Below are 17,268 nucleotides of genomic sequence, written 5' to 3'. Positions count from 1 at the left end.
TTATGTTAAGGAGTGCTTGATGCGCACTATTTATTGCGGACAGGTCAATGCTAGCCATATTGATCAGCCAGTAACGCTGTGTGGCTGGGTTCATCGTCGTCGCGACCTCGGTGGCCTGATCTTTATTGATATGCGGGATCGTGAAGGTATCGTTCAGGTGTTTTTTGACCCCGATCGTCCCGAGGCCTTCGCGCTGGCCTCCGAGTTGCGCAATGAATTCTGCATTCAAATCACGGGCCTGGTACGTGCACGTCCGGCCTCTCAGGTCAATGCCGACATGGCAACCGGAGCCATTGAGGTGTTCGCGCACCAGCTTGAAATCATCAACCGTGCCGAGCCGCTGCCTCTGGATTTCAACCAGAACAATACCGAAGAACAACGTCTGAAGTACCGTTACCTGGATCTGCGTCGTCCGGAGATGGCGCAGATGTTGAAAACCCGCGCCCGCATTACCAGTTATGTCCGTCGTTTCATGGATCAACATGGTTTCCTCGATATCGAAACCCCGATGCTGACCAAGGCCACGCCGGAAGGGGCTCGCGACTATCTGGTGCCAAGCCGTGTCCACAAGGGCAAGTTCTATGCGTTGCCTCAGTCGCCGCAGCTGTTCAAGCAACTGCTGATGATGTCCGGCTTCGACCGCTACTACCAAATCGTCAAGTGCTTCCGCGACGAAGATCTGCGTGCCGACCGCCAACCTGAATTTACCCAGATCGATGTGGAAACCTCCTTCATGAGCGCCGAACAGGTACGAGCCGTGATGGAAGAGTTGATCCGGGGTCTGTGGCTGGAGGTGGCCGGTGATGATCTGGGCCAATTCCCGATCATGACGTTTGATGAAGCGATGCGCCGTTATGGTTCGGATAAGCCCGATCTGCGCAACCCGATGGAGCTGGTCGACATTGCCGATCTGGTCAAGAGCGTCGAGTTTGCCGTGTTTGCCGGCCCGGCCAACGATGTCAAAGGTCGAGTCGCAGCACTGCGTGTCCCGGGCGGTGCCCAACTGACCCGTAAGCAGATCGATGAATACACCCAGTTTGTCGGCATCTATGGTGCCCGCGGTCTGGCGTGGATGAAGGTCAACGACGCTGCCAAGGGTATCGAAGGCGTTCAGTCGCCGGTAGCCAAGTTCTTGAACGATGACATCGTGCGTGAACTGCTGTCCCGTACGGCCGCGACCGATGGTGACCTGATCTTCTTCGGCGCCGACAAAGCCAAGGTAGTTTGCGATGCCATGGGCGCTTTGCGCCTCAAGGTCGGCCGTGATCTGGCATTGGTCGAGCAGTGCTGGAAGCCGTTGTGGGTGATCGACTTCCCGATGTTTGAGGAGGACGGTGAGGGCGGTCTGGCGGCCATGCACCATCCCTTTACCGCGCCAAAGGATCTCTCTGCGGCTGATCTGGCCCAGAACCCCATTTCCGCCTACGCCAACGCATATGACATGGTCATCAACGGCTATGAAGTGGGTGGCGGCTCGGTGCGTATTCACCGCGGCGACATGCAGCAGACCGTGTTCAGCATTCTCGGCATCAACGAACAAGAGCAAAAAGACAAGTTCGGCTTCCTGCTGGATGCTCTGAAGTTCGGTACGCCACCCCATGCCGGTCTCGCGTTCGGCCTGGATCGTCTGACCATGCTGCTGACCGGTACGGACAACATTCGTGACGTAATTGCCTTCCCGAAGACCACCGCAGCGGCCTGTTTGATGACCGATGCCCCGAGCTTTGGCAATCCGGCATCGCTGGCAGAGCTGGCGATTCGCACCACGGTAGAAGCCTGATTGAAGGCCGACGGCCTTCTCGAATTATGATGACCTGTGAACGCACAGGTCATGACAACCATGTTGATGGAGAGACTCTATGGCAGGTCACAGTAAATGGGCCAACATCAAGCACCGCAAAGCGGCTCAGGATGCCAAGCGCGGTAAGATATTTACCAAGTTGATCCGCGAGATCACGACTTCGGCGCGGATCGGTGATCCCGATCCGGCATCAAACCCGCGCCTGCGTGCCGCCGTGGCGGCCGCCCTGTCGAACAATATGACCCGCGATACCATCAATCGTGCCATTCAGCGTGGTGCCGGTGGTGGCGATGGGGCTGAGCTGGAAACCATTATTTACGAAGGCTATGGCCCGGCAGGTACGGCAGTGATGGTTGAGTGCATGACCGATAACCGCAACCGGACTGTATCTGAGGTTCGGCATGCCTTCAGCAAGTGTGGCGGTAATCTGGGGACTGATGGTTCGGTTGCCTATCTGTTTACCAAGAAGGGCGTGCTGACCTTCAACAGTGCCAACGAAGATGCGCTGATGGATGCCGCCTTGGAAGCCGGTGCAGACGATGTGGTCACCAATGACGATGGCAGCATTGATGTCTACACCACGCCGAACGAATTCGGTAACGTGTTGGATGCGCTGGAATCAGCCGGCTTGAAGCCGGATAACGCCGAAGTGACCATGATTGCTTCTACGGAAGCAGATCTGGATGTCGACACAGCACCTAAGCTGTTGCGTTTGATCGATATGCTCGAAGATCTGGATGATGTGCAGGATGTCTATCACAACGGCGCCATCTCGGACGAAGTGGCTGCCACCCTGTAAGGCACCCGCATCACTGATGTAAAGGGAGCTGCGGCTCCCTTTGTTTTATCGATACCGGAGGGCAGTTGTGAGCATAGTGCTAGGTATTGATCCCGGATCGCGAGTGACCGGATATGGTGTCATCCGTACTTTGGGTGGCCGTATTGAATATCTTGGTTCGGGCTGCATTCGTATGCGTGATGGTGATCTTGGTCCTCGTCTGAAGCAGATTTATGACGGTGTCAGCGAAGTGATACGACAGTTTTCACCGGATCTTTTCGCCATTGAACAGGTTTTCATGGCCCGAAATCCGGATTCGGCCCTCAAGCTGGGCCAGGCGCGCGGTGCAGCCATTGTCGCGGCGGTGAATGCCGGGCTGGAGGTGGCCGAATATGCAGCGCGGCAGGTTAAACTGTCGGTGGTGGGGACCGGTGCGGCGGATAAAGAACAGGTGCAGCACATGGTGCGCCAGATTCTGAAGCTGCCGGGTAATCCGCAAGCCGATGCTGCCGACGCCCTGGCGGTCGCCTTGTGCCATGCCCATACCTTGCAGAGTCTGGTGCGCATGGCGGGGCGGGGAGCGGGAGGCGTCTGCGCCAAGACCGGCCGTTCGCGCTAGCAAGACTGGATACTTATCCAGTTATTCATTATGCTAGCGCCATTATTTATGTCAGGGAGTCGGCACTGTGATTGGACGTTTACGTGGGACTATCATCGAGAAGCAACCACCGGAAATCCTGTTGGAAGTGCATGGTATCGGTTATGAGCTGCAATTGCCGATGACCTGTTTTTATGAACTGCCGGTAGTTGGCGAAGAGGTATGCCTCTATACGCATTTTGTCGTCCGTGAAGATGCCCAGTTGCTGTATGGCTTCAACGACAAGCGCACCCGTACCCTGTTCCGCGAATTGTTAAAAGCCAACGGTGTCGGGCCTAAGTTGGCATTGGCCATCTTGTCTGGCATGTCGGCTTCGCAATTCGTAACCACGGTAGAACGTGAAGACATCAGCAGCCTGATCAAATTGCCTGGCGTGGGCAAGAAAACGGCTGAACGGCTGGTAGTTGAGATGAAGGATCGCCTGAAAGGCTGGAGTGAAGGGGCATTGTTCACCCCTTATACCGATGCTGTTTCCGTGACGGCAGCCAACCAGCCATCTTCTGCATCAGGCGTCGAGGAGGAAGCCATCTCCGCTCTGCTGGTGTTGGGCTACAAGCCGCAGCAAGCCAGTGCCGCCGTCAGTCGCGTCTACCAGGCTGACATGAAAGTGGAAGCGGTGATCCGCGACGCATTGCGAAGTATGGCCTGAGTAAACAACGATGATCGAAGCCGACCGCCTTATCAACACCGCCGAGACCCGAGAGGATGAACTCCTGGATCGGGCGATACGCCCTCGCCAGCTCGCTGATTATCAGGGGCAGGATCATGTACGCGGCCAGATGGAAATATTTATCGAAGCGGCGCGCCGTCGCGGGGAAGCACTGGATCACCTGCTCATCTTCGGCCCTCCAGGGCTGGGGAAGACCACGTTGGCCAACATCGTGGCCAATGAAATGGGAGTCAACATCAAAACGACGTCAGGACCTGTGCTGGAGAAGGCCGGGGATCTCGCGGCGTTACTGACCAATCTCGAGCCCAATGATGTGCTGTTCATCGATGAAATCCATCGTTTAAGCCCGGTCGTTGAGGAGGTACTCTATCCGGCAATGGAGGACTACCAGCTCGATATCATGATTGGCGAAGGCCCGGCGGCGCGTTCTATCAAGTTGGAACTTCCCCCCTTTACCCTGATCGGGGCAACCACCCGTGCCGGCTCGTTGACTTCGCCATTGCGCGATCGCTTTGGCATCGTGCAGCGGCTCGAGTTCTACAAGGTCGAAGATTTAGCAGAGATTGTCTCTCGCAGTGCCCGTTGTCTCGGTCTATCGATGGTGCCGGCTGGGGCGACAGAAATTGCGTGCCGTGCACGCGGAACCCCGCGGATTGCCAACCGCCTGTTGCGCCGGGTGCGTGACTATGCGGAGATCCGCGCGGATGGTCATATCAGTGCTGAAGTTGCAGCCAGCGCGCTGGACATGCTGGATGTGGATCAGCAGGGTTTTGACTACATGGATCGCAAGCTGTTGCTGGCAGTTATAGACAAGTTTATGGGTGGTCCCGTTGGCCTGGACAATCTGTCAGCGGCAATCGGCGAAGAGAAAGAGACGATTGAGGATGTAATCGAGCCTTTTTTGATCCAGCAAGGGTTCTTGCAACGTACCCCAAGAGGGCGCATCGCAACCCAACGTGCTTACCAGCATTTCGGCCTATCCCGCCCCGACAGCCTCTAGAAGGTGGCGCTGACAAGCTGGTCAGCGCGTACGCGTGTCATCGGGCTAGCTGATGCGACGTTGGCCAACTGGCGTGCTCTCACAGCCTGATGCCATACACGAACAATCCAAACGGGATTTTCGATAAAAAAAAGCCTGCCGACGAGGCAGGCGACACTTCAAAGTTGTGAGTTCACGTCTGTGAATAACAAACAGGATAATCCGTTAATCTCAGCACTGGGGTAATTCTAGGTACTCGGCCGCCGTGGAACAAATGATATAAATCACGGCTTATCAATTAGAAAAACTAATATGGTTTTTTTGACGGCCGTTACCAAGAGATGTGACCTGGAATAAAACAGCATAAGAATTAGGGTTATAATATCTAAGTGGTTGCAAATTATTAACATTTGTCACTCACTTGTGATCAGATGTCGGGTACGCTTTATTGCAGCGGTAACACCCAAAATGGTATAAAGTTACCGTTAAAATACAGCTTTAGAGATTAAATGTTGTAATTTTGTTGCATTTGATCTGGTCTTGTTAATGCGTTGTTAATTTCGGCTTGTGCGAGACCATACCAATGCATGGAGGCGGTATTCCTGAGAGTGGGGTACCAGAGGTAGCAATCGGTGAGGACAAATCATGATTAATGAGACTGTGGTCGAACTGTCGCGGATCCAGTTTGCCGCAACAGCGCTCTATCACTTTTTATTCGTGCCCCTGACGCTTGGCATGACATTCCTGCTGGCGATCATGGAGTCGGTCTATGTGATGACCAACAATCCTATTTACAAGGACATGACTAAATTTTGGGGCAAGCTGTTTGCCATCAACTTTGCGCTGGGGGTGACGACCGGCCTGACGATGGAATTCCAGTTTGGTACCAACTGGTCCTATTACTCTCACTACGTAGGCGATATCTTTGGTGCACCGCTGGCGATCGAAGGGTTGATGGCCTTCTTTCTAGAATCAACCTTCGTTGGCATGTTCTTTTTTGGCTGGGATCGCATGACCAAGGTGCAGCATCTGGGGTGTACCTGGTTGATGGCCATCGGTACCAACTTGTCAGCACTGTGGATTTTGGTGGCGAATGGCTGGATGCAGTTCCCGGCGGGTGCTGAGTTCAATTTTGAAACCATGCGTATGGAGATGGTCAGCTTTGGCGAGCTGATTTTCAACCCGGTAGCACAGGTCAAGTTTGTTCACACCGTCGCAGCTGGCTATACCACAGGCGCCATGTTTGTGTTGGGGATCTCCTCCTACTACCTGCTTAAAGGCCGTGATATTCCATTCGCTCGTCGCTCTTTTGCGATTGCTGCGGCATTTGGCATGGCATCGATTCTCTCCGTACTGGTGCTGGGCGATGAGTCAGGCTACGAGATCGGCGACTTGCAGAAGGTAAAACTGGCCGCGATTGAAGCGGAATGGCATACCGAAGAGGCACCGGCAGCGTTTACTGTCATCGGTATTCCAAACCAGGAAGCGATGCGTACTGACTATGCCATCAAGATCCCCTATGTGATGGGCATCATCGCGACTCGCTCTCTGGATAAGCAAGTGACTGGCCTGACTGATCTGGTCAAGCAGCACGAAGAGCGTATTCGTAGTGGCATGCAGGCCTACGATTTGCTGAACAAATTGCAAAGTGGTGACAAATCTGAGGCGACGGTTAACGCATTCAATGCAGTAAAGAATGATTTGGGCTATGGGCTCTTGCTCAAGCGTTACACCGCTAACATCAGTGATGCGACTGACGAACAGATTGCGCTGGCGGCCAAGGATAGTATCCCGAATGTCGCACCTGTGTTCTTCTCGTTCCGCATTATGGTCGGCGTAGGCATCCTGATGCTGGTGCTGATCGGCATCGCTTTCTATGACAGCACCCGCCATCGTATCGGTGAACGCAAGTGGTTGCTCAAGGCACTGTTGTGGGGGATCCCGTTACCGTGGATCGCTATCGAATGTGGGTGGTTCGTCGCTGAGTATGGTCGTCAACCTTGGACTATCGCAGAGGTATTGCCCACGTTCATGTCGGCATCAACCTTGACCGAGGCAGATCTTTGGTTCTCCTTGATCGGCATTTGTACCTTCTACACCGTACTGCTGGTCGTCGAGATGTACCTGATGTTCAAGTTCGCCCGCAAGGGACCAAGCAGCCTGAAAACAGGCAAGTATCACTTCGAAACTCATAGCGCATAAGGAAAGCAGACATGTTGGACTATGAAGTATTACGCGTGATCTGGTGGGTCCTGGTTGGTGTCCTGCTGATCGGTTTCGCCGTCACTGATGGTTTTGATATGGGGGTTGGCGCCCTGTTGCCGGTAATCGGCAAAAACGATACAGAGCGTCGCGTGATCATCAACACAGTGGCTCCCCATTGGGATGGTAACCAGGTTTGGTTAATCACCGCTGGGGGCGCTATTTTTGCCGCTTGGCCAACCGTCTATGCCACGGCGTTTTCGGGCTTTTACGTAGCCATGGTATTGACGCTGATGGCCCTGTTCTTCCGGCCTGTTGGTTTTGACTACCGTTCGAAAATCGAAGATCCGCGCTGGCGCACGACGTGGGACTGGTGCTTGTTTATTGGTGGTGCTGTTCCGCCGATCGTCTTCGGTGTGGCATTCGGTAATCTGTTGCAAGGTGTACCGTTCTCGCTCGACCAGTATCTGCGCTCAAGCTACGAGGGCAATTTCTTCGGTTTGTTGAACCCGTTTGGCTTGTTGGCCGGTTTCGTCAGCCTGTTCATGATTGTCACTCAAGGGGCTACTTGGCTGATGATGAAGACCGAAGGTGATGTGCTTGCCCGTGCGCGCAATGTCGCCTCCATCACAGGGTTACTGACGGCCATTCTGTTCGCCGCTGCGGGCTATTGGGTGGCGAATGGTATTGATGGCTACGTTATTACCGCGTTCCAGGGCGTTGATGCGGTCTCCAACCCGTTGCAAAAGAGCGTGGTGGTTGAGGCTGGCGCGTGGTTGCAGAACTATGAAAGCTATCCATGGATGATGGTGGCGCCAGTGTTGGGTGTCGTTATGGCCCTGTTTACGGCGCTGTTTGCCCGCTTTGGTAAAGGAGCCTTGGCATTCACAACATCGTCTCTGTCTATTGCTGGCATCATTTTGACCGCGGGTTTCAGCATGTTCCCGTTCATTATGCCTTCTAGCCTGAATCCGGCGCAGAGCTTGACCGTATGGGATGCCACCTCATCGCAAAATACCTTGTCGGTGATGCTGGTGGCGGCGGTGATTTTTGTACCCATCATCCTGGCCTACACCCTGTGGACCTATTACAAGATGTTTGGTCGCGTCAACAAGCAGTTCATCGAAGCGAACAAGCATTCTGTTTATTAAGGAGCGACAACATGTGGTATTTCACCTGGATCCTTGGCCTGTTGCTGGCTTGTGCCTTCGGGATTATTAATGCTCTTTGGTTGGAGCATACGGAAAATCTCGATCGCAAGCTCGATTGATTTCCATGCCATGCAGGCCACTTCGGTGGCCTGTTTTTTTTATATCACTATCTGCTAGTGAGGCAGATCACCTTCTTTCCCAATTTTACCTGCGGTACACTAGGCGCACTTTTCCAACGGTGGAGTGTGTTCCCCCAAATGCAACCAGCAGATTTTAGGTACCCGGTCCGCGTCTACTATGAGGATACGGATGCCGGTGGCATCGTCTATAACGCCAACTACCTGAAATTTCTGGAAAGAGCTCGCACTGAGTGGCTTCGGGAACGTGGTGTGGAACAAGATGAATGGTTACGCCAAGACGTTGCCTTTGTCGTTCGCCATATCGATATCGATTTTCACCGTGCCGCACGTTTTAACCAGATGCTCTCGGTTACCTGTGTTATTCAGGAACTGAAACGAGCATCGGTCATTTTTACGCAACAAATCCAAGATGAGCGCGGCCAGCAACTGGTGTCTGCCAGGGTAACCATTGCCTGTGTCAGCCTGAGTCAGATGCGGCCAACCGCTTTTCCAGAAGTGATTAAGGGAGTTTTTAGCAGTGGAACCCACTCAACTGTCGTTTACTAATTTAATTTTCGAAGCCAGTCCCCTGGTACAGATCGTCATGCTGATTTTGTTGAGCATGTCGATTGCCTCTTGGGCCATCATTGTGCAGCGGACTCGTTTGTTGCGTGAAGCGCGCTCAACCTCTGAACAATTTGAAGAGCGCTTCTGGTCTGGAATTGATCTGAATCGCTTGTATCAGGAGTGTTCATCGCGCCGTGATGAGTTGAGTGGGCTGGAGCAGATCTTCTTCTCCGGCTTCAAGGAGTTTGCTCGTCTACACAACACCGGGTTGCGCAGCCAGGAGATGGTTATGGATGGTACTTACCGTGCCATGCGTGTCTCACTCTCGCGTGAGGTTGATGATCTGGAGACCAGTCTGCCGGTCCTGGCCACCATTGGTTCCATCAGCCCCTATATCGGTCTATTTGGTACTGTGTGGGGCATCATGCACGCCTTCGTTGCCTTGGCTGCGGTCAAAAATGCGACGTTGGCGATGGTGGCTCCGCCTATTGCTGAGGCGTTGATCGCCACCGCGATGGGGCTGTTTGCCGCTATCCCGGCCGTGGTCGCCTTTAACCGCTTTAGCACCAAAGTCGAGAAGCTGGAAAACGCCTATATCAATTTCATGGACGAATTTTCCACTATTCTCAACCGCCAGTTGGTCAACAAGGGTGAGTAAACATGCAAGTGCATCAACGCAGCAAGAAGCGGGCTGTCGCCGAGATTAACGTCGTTCCGTATATCGACGTCATGCTGGTCTTGCTGATCATCTTTATGGCTACCGCGCCCGTGATCATGCAAGGGGTGACAGTGGATTTGCCGCAGGCTGATTCACAACCGATCGATGAGGACATGAAGACCCCTGTCGTGGCCTCGGTGGATGCGACTGGGCGTTATTTCCTTGATATCGGTGATACCCATAAAGAGACGCTGGACTTGGTCGACCTTGCTGGACAGGTTGCGCAGTATCTGAAGATGAATCCAGAGTCACCCGTGGTCGTCCAGGGGGATGCCAAAGTTCCCTACGACGCTGTAGTTCAGCTGATGGCTGCCTTGAAAGAGGCGGGCGTCCCTTCAGTTGGCTTGATGACAGAACCTGTCGGAAAGAAGAAGTAATCGGAGTAGTCAGACGGTGAAACGCAGTATGACCGGTCCGGTCGTGGTGTCTCTGGTATTGCACGCCTTGCTGATCCTGGCCTTTGTCCTGAAATGGAATCTGGATAAACCCAAGCGTCCAGGAGGCGGCGGTGGCGGCGGTGTTGTTCACGCTGTGGTGATTGATGAACTGCAATTCAAGCAACATGCTGAGTTTGTCAAACAACAGAAAGTGCAACAGCAACAGGAGCAGCTCCAGAAGCAGGAAGAGCAAAAAAAGGTATTAGAACAGACTCGTCAGCTGAAGGAACAGGAAACCATTCGTTTGCGTCGTGAAGAAGAGAAGAAGCAGGCGGAAAAAGAGGCGGTTCGCAAGAAAGAGATTGAGCGGCAAAAGCTGGAAAACGAAAAGAAGATTGCACTCGAGAAGAAAAAGCTCGAAGAGAAAAAACAAAAAGAGCTCGAGCAAAAGCGCCTTGAAGAAGAGCAGAAGAAAAAACAGGAAAAGGAGAAACAGGATGCCGAGAAGAAGCGTCTTGATGATCTGAAAAAGAAAGAAGAAGAGTTGAAAAAGAAAGAAGAAGAGCTGAAAAAGCAACAGGAATTGAAGAAACAAGAAGAGCTGAAGAAAAAGCAGGCTGAAGAGAAGAAAAAGGCGGAAGAGCAGAAGCAAGCGGCGGCAAAGAAGAAAGAAGAAGAGAAGAAAAAAGCCGAGTTGAAGCAAAAAGCCGATGCAGCCGCGCGTAAAAAGGAAGCCCAGCAGCTGGAAGAGGATCTCTTCAGTGATCTAGACAGTGACACTCCGGGCTCCGCCGGTAATAAAGCTGGGCCTGGTAGTGGTAACGGAGACGATCAATACAGTGGTCTGGTTGCCGACATGGTTAAACGCAACATGCTGATCGACCGAACCATGTTTGGTAAGACAGCAGTACTGAAAGTGCGGATCGCACCCGATGGCCTGGTGATCTCCGCAGGGCCTTGCGATGGCAATCCGACAATCTGTAATGCCGGTATTGCTGCGGTAAACCGGATAGGGAAGTTCCCGAAGCCGCCACAAGATTACGGCGTTCTTTCGTTAACGCTGGATCCTGGTGGTCAGTAAGGTGAATAGCAAAGGGTGCAGCGGTGTTGTCTGCACCCAGGCTAAAGTGTGTACACAGCCCCGGTTTCAGGTGTTAGGCTGGGGTCGTTTAAATGGGTATCGAAATCTCCCTGTCTTGTCGGGGGATGGATTCAATTTTTGTTACTCACGTTGCAACCTGGAAAGTAGGTGAAGATGAAAAAACTGATTGGTGCCTTGTTGGCTTATCTGGCATTAAGCCAGTCGGCCATGGCCGAATTACAGATACTGGTAACAGGTGGTATCGATAGCGGCCGTCCTGTCGCTGTTCCGCAATTCAAGTCCTCAGCGTCTGGCTTACCCGAAGATGTAGCCAATGTCATCAGCTCGGACCTGATGCGCAGTGGCAAGTTTGCCCCTTTGGCTCGAACCCAGATGCCGCAGTCTCCTTCTACGGCTACCGAAGTCAATTTCCCGATTTGGGCAAATATGGGCATCGAAGCCATGGTGATGGGACAGGTCGAACCTGCCGGTGACGGTCAATACAAAGTCAGCTTTGAGCTGGTTGATGTCATGAAGGGCAAGGCGGGTGATGCCAATACCGTGCTGACAGCAGGTAGTAGTGTCGTTCCTGCCAAGAAATTGCGTCAATTTGCGCATCGTATCTCGGATATCGTCTATGAGAAGCTGACCGGTGAGCGTGGCGCCTTTTTGACCCGTATCAGTTATGTTTCCTTCCATCCGGGAACTCAGTATCCGTACCATCTGATGGTGGCAGATTACGATGGTTACAACGAGAGTGTATTGTTGCGTTCTCCCGAACCATTGATGTCACCCTCTTGGTCACCGGATGGGCGCAAGCTGGCATACGTCAGTTTTGAAAAGCGTACTCCAGCCATTTATGTCCAAGGCATCTACGATCGTTCCCGCACCATGGTTGCCTCCTATCCTGGTATCAACGGTGCTCCTGAGTGGTCACCCGATGGCAGCAAGCTGGCGTTGGTTCTTTCCAAGGATGGTCAACCGGATATTTATGTTCTGGACATCGGTAGTCGTCAATTGACACGTGTTACTGCCGATCGGGCCATCGATACCGAACCCTCCTGGGCACCTGACGGCCGGAGCCTGGTGTTCACCTCCGAGAGGGGTGGCAAACCACAAATTTATAGAGTAGATTTGGCCTCAGGTCAGACCCAGCGTCTGACGTGGGAAGGCGATATGAATCTGGCGGCATCCATGAGCCCGGACGGTAAGTCAGTGGTCATGGTCAGCCGGGTGAATGGGCAATACCGTATTGCCCGGCAGGATCTGGAGTCAGGTGCTGTCTATGTGTTGACCCAGACATCACTGGACGAATCACCGAGTGTGGCTCCAAACGGAAGCATGATTATTTATAGCACCATCTACCAAGGTAGAAAGGGATTGGCTTTGGTTTCGGCCGACGGTCGTTTCAAGGCAAATCTACCTTCTACCAATGGAGAGGTTCGCGCGCCAGCTTGGTCGCCGTTCCTGAACTAACCCTCAATAGAATATGCAAGGACATAAGATGCAACTCAACACTCTGCTGAAAAGCTTGATGATCGCTCTGCCGATGTTCACACTGGCTGCTTGCTCTAGCACCGAAGATTCCGGTGCTGGTGTACAAGAACAAGGTATGGAAACATTGGGTACTGCTGATCAAGGTTTGTCCGCTGATGAGCAAATGCGTCAGAAGTATGAAGCTCTGCGTCAAGAGAACACTATCTACTTCGGTTTCGACCAAGATGCTATCGAAAACCAATATGCAGAACTGCTGCAAGCTCACGCCAATTTCCTGCGTGAACATGCCAACATCAAGGTATTGGTAGAAGGCCATACTGACGAACGTGGCACCCCGGAGTACAACATCGCTCTGGGTGAGCGTCGTGCTAAGGCTGTTGCCAAGTATCTGCAGAACCTCGGCGTTGATGCCATGCAGCTGTCCGTTGTCAGCTATGGCGAAGAGAAGCCGGCAGATCCTAACCACTCTGACGATGCGTTCGCCAAGAACCGTCGCGCTGTTCTGGTCTACTAAGGTTTAGCGGTTGATGAATACCGTAATGATAAAAGCGGCCGTTATGGCCGCTCTTTTTTCATGTGGCGTGTCTTGGGCTCATGCAGATGATCTATCTGTTGAGGAACGCCTTGATAAGCTCGAGAAGTTAGTCAATTCCCGCAACATGATGCAGAATGATTTGCAGCAACAAATTGACTCCCTGGCTGAAGAAGTCCGTCAACTTCGAGGTAGCCTCGAGGAAGCCAATTACAAGTTGCAACAGGCTACTGATCGCCAAAAAGGGTTGTATCAGGAGCTGGATAAGCTCAAGAGCTCACCACCGACAGCAGTAGCCAGTGGTGCGGGGGCAACCGCTGCTAACACCACCGCCTCGGCTGCATCGCCACAAACCACAGTAACTCCAGCGCCTGCAACGAAACCAGCGTCAGCTGAAGAGACACAAGCGTATGAAGCGGCTGTAAATCTGGTGATGAAGGACAAAGACTTTGCGAAAGCCGTTCCGGCATTTCAAAGTTTCATCAGCAAGTATCCAGACTCCAGTTTGGCTTCAAATGCGCACTATTGGCTGGGTCAACTGCTGTATAATCAGGGTGACAAGGATGGAGCCAAGACCAACTTTTTAGTCGTGGCTCAAAAATTCAAAGATTCCGCCAAGCGGCCTGAGGCTCTGCTCAAATTAGGTATGATCAGTTTGAGTGAAGGTGATAAGGATAAAGCCAGTAAGTTCTTCCAACTGGTCATGAAGCAGTATCCGGACACCCCGTCGGCGCAACTTGCGCAAAAAGCACTCAATGCGAAGTAGAACGCTGCTGGATTGAGCGAAAAATAGCAGTATTGGATGAAGCCTGACCAAACAGACAAAAAACTTGAAGTTTCTGTTGCGTCAGGCAGTCAAATCCGTAATATAAGCCGCCGTCAGCGCCAGGAAGCGAAAGCGGAAAAGTGGTGACAAAATGAGTGGGTCGTTAGCTCAGTCGGTAGAGCAGTTGACTTTTAATCAATTGGTCGCAGGTTCGAATCCCGCACGACCCACCAGATATTCCCAGGTCGCTTAGCTCAGCTGGGAGAGCACCTCCCTTACAAGGAGGGGGTCACTGGTTCGATCCCAGTAGCGACCACCAGTTTCAAAATGGGTTGTTAGCTCAGTTGGTAGAGCAGTTGACTCTTAATCAATTGGTCGAAGGTTCGAGCCCTTCACAACCCACCAGATATCCCAGGTCGCTTAGCTCAGCTGGGAGAGCACCTCCCTTACAAGGAGGGGGTCACTGGTTCGATCCCAGTAGCGACCACCAGTTTTAAAATGGGTTGTTAGCTCAGTTGGTAGAGCAGTTGACTCTTAATCAATTGGTCGAAGGTTCGAGCCCTTCACAACCCACCAGTTTAGTGTGTTAACAAAAACACAGTGTTGTCGGAGATGAGTTCGCGGCGCGAACCATTTACGCAACCCACTAGTTAGTCCCAGGTCGCTTAGCTCAGCTGGGAGAGCACCTCCCTTACAAGGAGGGGGTCACTGGTTCGATCCCAGTAGCGACCACCAGTTTTAAATGGGTTGTTAGCTCAGTTGGTAGAGCAGTTGACTCTTAATCAATTGGTCGAAGGTTCGAGCCCTTCACAACCCACCAGTTTAGTGTGTTAACAAAAACACAGTGTTGTCGGAGATGAGTTCGAGAAGCGAACCATTTACGTAACCCACTAGTTAGTCCCAGGTCGCTTAGCTCAGCTGGGAGAGCACCTCCCTTACAAGGAGGGGGTCACTGGTTCGATCCCAGTAGCGACCACCAGTTTAAGATGGGTCGTTAGCTCAGTCGGTAGAGCAGCGGACTTTTAATCCGTTGGTCGAAGGTTCGAATCCTTCACGACCCACCATCATATCAAGGGTTGTTAGCTCAGTTGGTAGAGCAGTTGACTCTTAATCAATTGGTCGAAGGTTCGAGCCCTTCACAACCCACCATTGAAAAGGCCCGCAGCAGCGGGCCTTTTTGTTATGCGGGCAGGTCAGGTTCTGAGTCTGCTGAGTTGTTGCTCCAGGCGACGGACCTGATCTGCAAGGCCATGACCGCCACTACTGGCACGACGAGCCAGCTGAGCCAAGTCGGTCGCGGCATCACCTATACGGGTCAGATTTTGGTTGATCTCCTCACTGACGGAGCTCTGCTCTTCTGCGGCTGTTGCAACTTGAGTAATGTGATCGTTCATCCCCTGAATCTGGGCAACCACCTCCATCAATAATTCGTAGGCTTGGTTGGCGCTGCTGACGGTTGTGCCTGTTTTGGTCACGCCGGAATTGATAATACCGGTCGTTTTGTTGACCTCTTGTTGCAGGTCGCTGATCAGATTGCCAATTTCGTCTGTTGACGCGCGAGTTTTATTTGCCAATGCTCTAACTTCGTCTGCAACGACCGCAAAACCCCGTCCCATGTCACCGGCTCTGGCAGCCTCAATGGCGGCATTGAGTGCCAATAGATTGGTTTGTTCAGCAATGTTGCGGATAACTTCAAGGATATGATTAATGTTATTACTGCAGGCGGCAACTTGACCGATTGCGGCATTGGCGGTGTTCATATCGACGGCCAATTGTTCAATCTGGCCACGTGTTTCAGCCATTGCTTGTTGAGAACCATGTGTCAGTGCTGTTGCCTTGTCAGATTCGGATGCAGCCTCCGCAGCATAACAGGCAACATCACGGGCAGTCGTACTCATTTGATGCATGGCGGTAACAACATTATCAACCTCCCGGTGTTGCATCTCGACACTGGCATCGATCTCGATGGCAATTTGACTGACCTGTTCAGCCTCCTGAGACACATCCTGTTCAATGTGTTTCAATTCGAGCACCATGACGCGTAGTTTATTAATAAACTGATTCAAGCTATTAGACAGCGCGATCAACTCAGCATGGCTGTGGACCGTAATCTGGCGGGTCAGATCACCTTCTGCAGAGGTCAGTTCGGCAACGTGCTGGGTAATTGTTCGGATTGGTGAGGCAATGCTGGCTAGCAGAACCATCAAGACAATCAGTGACATGACAGTAATTGTTGCACCGATCAGGATCTGCCTGCTGCCAACACCGGTCACTAATGTATCCAGTTCGGTCGCGATCTTATTGGCCTGCGCCAGAGCCTCTTGTTTGGGGACAGAGACCAACAAGGTCCATTGTTGCGAGGAAAACGGGATCGTGACGGGATATTGGGCAAAAAGCCTATCCGTGGATTGCCACTGTGTTTTTTGGGAATCAAGGCCTGCAGACCAGGCTGCCTGTTCCTCAGCTGGCAGCTCGCGGAATGGTCGTCCCAGTTTGTCCTTGTGGTCGCTACTGGCCACAATGAGCTTTTTGCTGCTCAATAATAACACCTGACTTTTACCCTGATAGAGGGAGCCAGCGAGCTGTTCGGTCAATGATTGGAAGTTAGGCAGGTTCAGGTCGACCCCCGCGACGCCAACAAATTTGCCAGTGCGTAGAATGGGCACCGTCAGACTGGTCATCAGTTCGCTGTAGCCTGGACTAATCTCGTATAAATAAGGCTCCATCAAGCAAGGCCTGAGGGTGTCTTTTGCACAGAGATACCATTCGGCATTTCGGATACCAAACTCATTGAGGCTGGTGTCGTATTTTGCCGCACTGGTTGCCTCATCAATCGCCTGTTGCACCACTGCGCCTTCACGGTCGTGGATGAAGTAAATCTCCAGGGATCCTTTACCAGATACCGAATGAGAGGTATCACCAGCTAGCCACTGCTCGTCCTTATCGATATAGCCATTAGCCTCAAACTGGGTATAAATAGAACTGATAGTCGGATTGCCGGTAATGATTCCACGAAGCTGATTTTCCAGCTGTGGTCGAGACAGGGCCAATTCCGGTACCGCAAAACCTTGAGCTAGCGACTGACTTACCATCATCGGAACTTGATAGGCCTGGTTTATGAATGTCGCTATTTGTTCCCCATAAATTCCGCTCGTTCCTACCAAACTGTTATTAACTTCCTGGGCCTGAGCCGTGGTTACTGTAGTAACAATCTGTGTATTGGCTTTATGAAGTGATTGCCAGAGGATGGCGGTGGTAATTGCGCTGCTAAGCAACAGAATCAGCGTTACAAACAGGAATAATTTGGTTCTCAAGGATAGTTCGCGCATTGCCACCTCCGCTGTTTTTATCAGCGTAGTTGATTCTGTTCTT

Annotated in this window: 16 protein-coding genes and 10 tRNA genes; 25 read left to right on the top strand and 1 reads right to left on the bottom strand. The window is 52.3% G+C overall.

Annotation, left to right across the window (positions count from 1 at the left end):
• Positions 1 to 19: 19 nt before the first annotated feature.
• The 25 genes from aspS (at position 20) to ACFOSS_RS13645 (ending at position 15,045) form a co-directional block, all read left to right on the top strand.
• Positions 20 to 1,780 carry an aspartate--tRNA ligase gene (gene aspS / locus ACFOSS_RS13765; protein WP_377153467.1) on the top strand — a complete coding sequence of 587 codons (1,761 nt, stop codon included), beginning with the start codon at positions 20 to 22 and terminating at the stop codon, positions 1,778 to 1,780.
• A gap of 79 nt (positions 1,781 to 1,859) precedes the next feature.
• Positions 1,860 to 2,600 carry a YebC/PmpR family DNA-binding transcriptional regulator gene (locus tag ACFOSS_RS13760; protein WP_377153465.1) on the top strand — a complete coding sequence of 247 codons (741 nt, stop codon included), beginning with the start codon at positions 1,860 to 1,862 and terminating at the stop codon, positions 2,598 to 2,600.
• A 67-nt stretch (positions 2,601 to 2,667) separates the two neighbouring features.
• Positions 2,668 to 3,198: a crossover junction endodeoxyribonuclease RuvC gene (ruvC, locus tag ACFOSS_RS13755; protein WP_377153463.1), complete on the top strand. Its 531-nt coding sequence runs from the start codon at positions 2,668 to 2,670 to the stop codon at positions 3,196 to 3,198.
• A gap of 67 nt (positions 3,199 to 3,265) precedes the next feature.
• The gene (ruvA, locus tag ACFOSS_RS13750) at positions 3,266 to 3,886 is read left to right on the top strand and encodes a Holliday junction branch migration protein RuvA (RefSeq protein ID WP_377153461.1); all 621 of its coding nucleotides are present in this window, start codon (positions 3,266 to 3,268) and stop codon (positions 3,884 to 3,886) included.
• Positions 3,887 to 3,896: 10 nt separating this feature from the next.
• Positions 3,897 to 4,907, top strand: coding sequence for a Holliday junction branch migration DNA helicase RuvB (gene ruvB / locus ACFOSS_RS13745; RefSeq protein WP_377153459.1), 1,011 nt, complete (start codon positions 3,897 to 3,899; stop codon positions 4,905 to 4,907).
• 624 nt (positions 4,908 to 5,531) lie between these two features.
• Positions 5,532 to 7,088 (top strand): cytochrome ubiquinol oxidase subunit I, encoded by a 1,557-nt coding sequence (locus ACFOSS_RS13740; RefSeq protein WP_377153457.1) that lies wholly within the window; start codon positions 5,532 to 5,534, stop codon positions 7,086 to 7,088.
• Between the two features lie 11 nt (positions 7,089 to 7,099).
• Complete coding sequence (gene cydB / locus ACFOSS_RS13735) at positions 7,100 to 8,239, top strand: cytochrome d ubiquinol oxidase subunit II (RefSeq protein WP_377153455.1); 1,140 nt, start codon at positions 7,100 to 7,102, stop codon at positions 8,237 to 8,239.
• Positions 8,240 to 8,250: 11 nt separating this feature from the next.
• Positions 8,251 to 8,358 carry a cytochrome bd-I oxidase subunit CydX gene (cydX, locus tag ACFOSS_RS13730; RefSeq protein ID WP_377153453.1) on the top strand — a complete coding sequence of 36 codons (108 nt, stop codon included), beginning with the start codon at positions 8,251 to 8,253 and terminating at the stop codon, positions 8,356 to 8,358.
• A gap of 138 nt (positions 8,359 to 8,496) precedes the next feature.
• On the top strand, positions 8,497 to 8,925 hold the full coding sequence (ybgC, locus tag ACFOSS_RS13725) for a tol-pal system-associated acyl-CoA thioesterase (RefSeq protein ID WP_377153451.1): 429 nt from the start codon (positions 8,497 to 8,499) through the stop codon (positions 8,923 to 8,925).
• Complete coding sequence (gene tolQ, locus ACFOSS_RS13720; protein WP_449301180.1) at positions 8,897 to 9,583, top strand: protein TolQ; 687 nt, start codon at positions 8,897 to 8,899, stop codon at positions 9,581 to 9,583. The genes ybgC and tolQ overlap by 29 nt, the downstream gene beginning before the upstream one ends.
• Before the next feature lie 2 nt (positions 9,584 to 9,585).
• A complete protein-coding gene (gene tolR / locus ACFOSS_RS13715; RefSeq protein ID WP_377153449.1) occupies positions 9,586 to 10,020 on the top strand; it encodes a protein TolR in 435 nt (144 codons plus the stop codon).
• Between the two features lie 16 nt (positions 10,021 to 10,036).
• Complete coding sequence (gene tolA / locus ACFOSS_RS13710) at positions 10,037 to 11,101, top strand: cell envelope integrity protein TolA (protein ID WP_377153447.1); 1,065 nt, start codon at positions 10,037 to 10,039, stop codon at positions 11,099 to 11,101.
• A 174-nt stretch (positions 11,102 to 11,275) separates the two neighbouring features.
• Positions 11,276 to 12,577 (top strand): Tol-Pal system beta propeller repeat protein TolB, encoded by a 1,302-nt coding sequence (tolB, locus tag ACFOSS_RS13705; RefSeq protein ID WP_377153445.1) that lies wholly within the window; start codon positions 11,276 to 11,278, stop codon positions 12,575 to 12,577.
• A gap of 28 nt (positions 12,578 to 12,605) precedes the next feature.
• Positions 12,606 to 13,112 (top strand): peptidoglycan-associated lipoprotein Pal, encoded by a 507-nt coding sequence (pal, locus tag ACFOSS_RS13700; protein ID WP_377153443.1) that lies wholly within the window; start codon positions 12,606 to 12,608, stop codon positions 13,110 to 13,112.
• Between the two features lie 13 nt (positions 13,113 to 13,125).
• A complete protein-coding gene (ybgF, locus tag ACFOSS_RS13695) occupies positions 13,126 to 13,896 on the top strand; it encodes a tol-pal system protein YbgF (protein WP_377153441.1) in 771 nt (256 codons plus the stop codon).
• A gap of 157 nt (positions 13,897 to 14,053) precedes the next feature.
• Positions 14,054 to 14,129: transfer RNA gene (locus ACFOSS_RS13690), tRNA-Lys, on the top strand.
• 10 nt (positions 14,130 to 14,139) lie between these two features.
• Positions 14,140 to 14,215 (top strand) — tRNA-Val (locus tag ACFOSS_RS13685).
• 10 nt (positions 14,216 to 14,225) lie between these two features.
• Positions 14,226 to 14,301, top strand: a tRNA-Lys gene (locus ACFOSS_RS13680).
• A 9-nt stretch (positions 14,302 to 14,310) separates the two neighbouring features.
• Positions 14,311 to 14,386: transfer RNA gene (locus tag ACFOSS_RS13675), tRNA-Val, on the top strand.
• Between the two features lie 10 nt (positions 14,387 to 14,396).
• Positions 14,397 to 14,472 (top strand) — tRNA-Lys (locus ACFOSS_RS13670).
• Positions 14,473 to 14,555: 83 nt separating this feature from the next.
• Positions 14,556 to 14,631, top strand: a tRNA-Val gene (locus tag ACFOSS_RS13665).
• A 9-nt stretch (positions 14,632 to 14,640) separates the two neighbouring features.
• Positions 14,641 to 14,716, top strand: a tRNA-Lys gene (locus ACFOSS_RS13660).
• Positions 14,717 to 14,799: 83 nt separating this feature from the next.
• A tRNA-Val gene (locus ACFOSS_RS13655) sits at positions 14,800 to 14,875 on the top strand.
• Positions 14,876 to 14,884: 9 nt separating this feature from the next.
• A tRNA-Lys gene (locus ACFOSS_RS13650) sits at positions 14,885 to 14,960 on the top strand.
• 9 nt (positions 14,961 to 14,969) lie between these two features.
• Positions 14,970 to 15,045, top strand: a tRNA-Lys gene (locus ACFOSS_RS13645).
• 44 nt (positions 15,046 to 15,089) lie between these two features.
• On the opposite strand, the gene ACFOSS_RS13640 is transcribed toward ACFOSS_RS13645, so the two are convergent.
• Positions 15,090 to 17,225: a methyl-accepting chemotaxis protein gene (locus ACFOSS_RS13640; protein ID WP_377153439.1), complete on the bottom strand. Its 2,136-nt coding sequence runs from the start codon at positions 17,223 to 17,225 to the stop codon at positions 15,090 to 15,092.
• Between the last annotated feature and the right edge of the window lie 43 nt (positions 17,226 to 17,268).

Origin of the sequence: Pseudaeromonas sharmana (assembly GCF_042649925.1) — a bacterium.
Lineage (GTDB): Bacteria > Pseudomonadota > Gammaproteobacteria > Enterobacterales > Aeromonadaceae > Pseudaeromonas > Pseudaeromonas sharmana.
The sequence above is the reverse complement of the archived record's forward strand: the minus strand, read 5'-3'. Positions and strand labels throughout refer to the sequence as shown.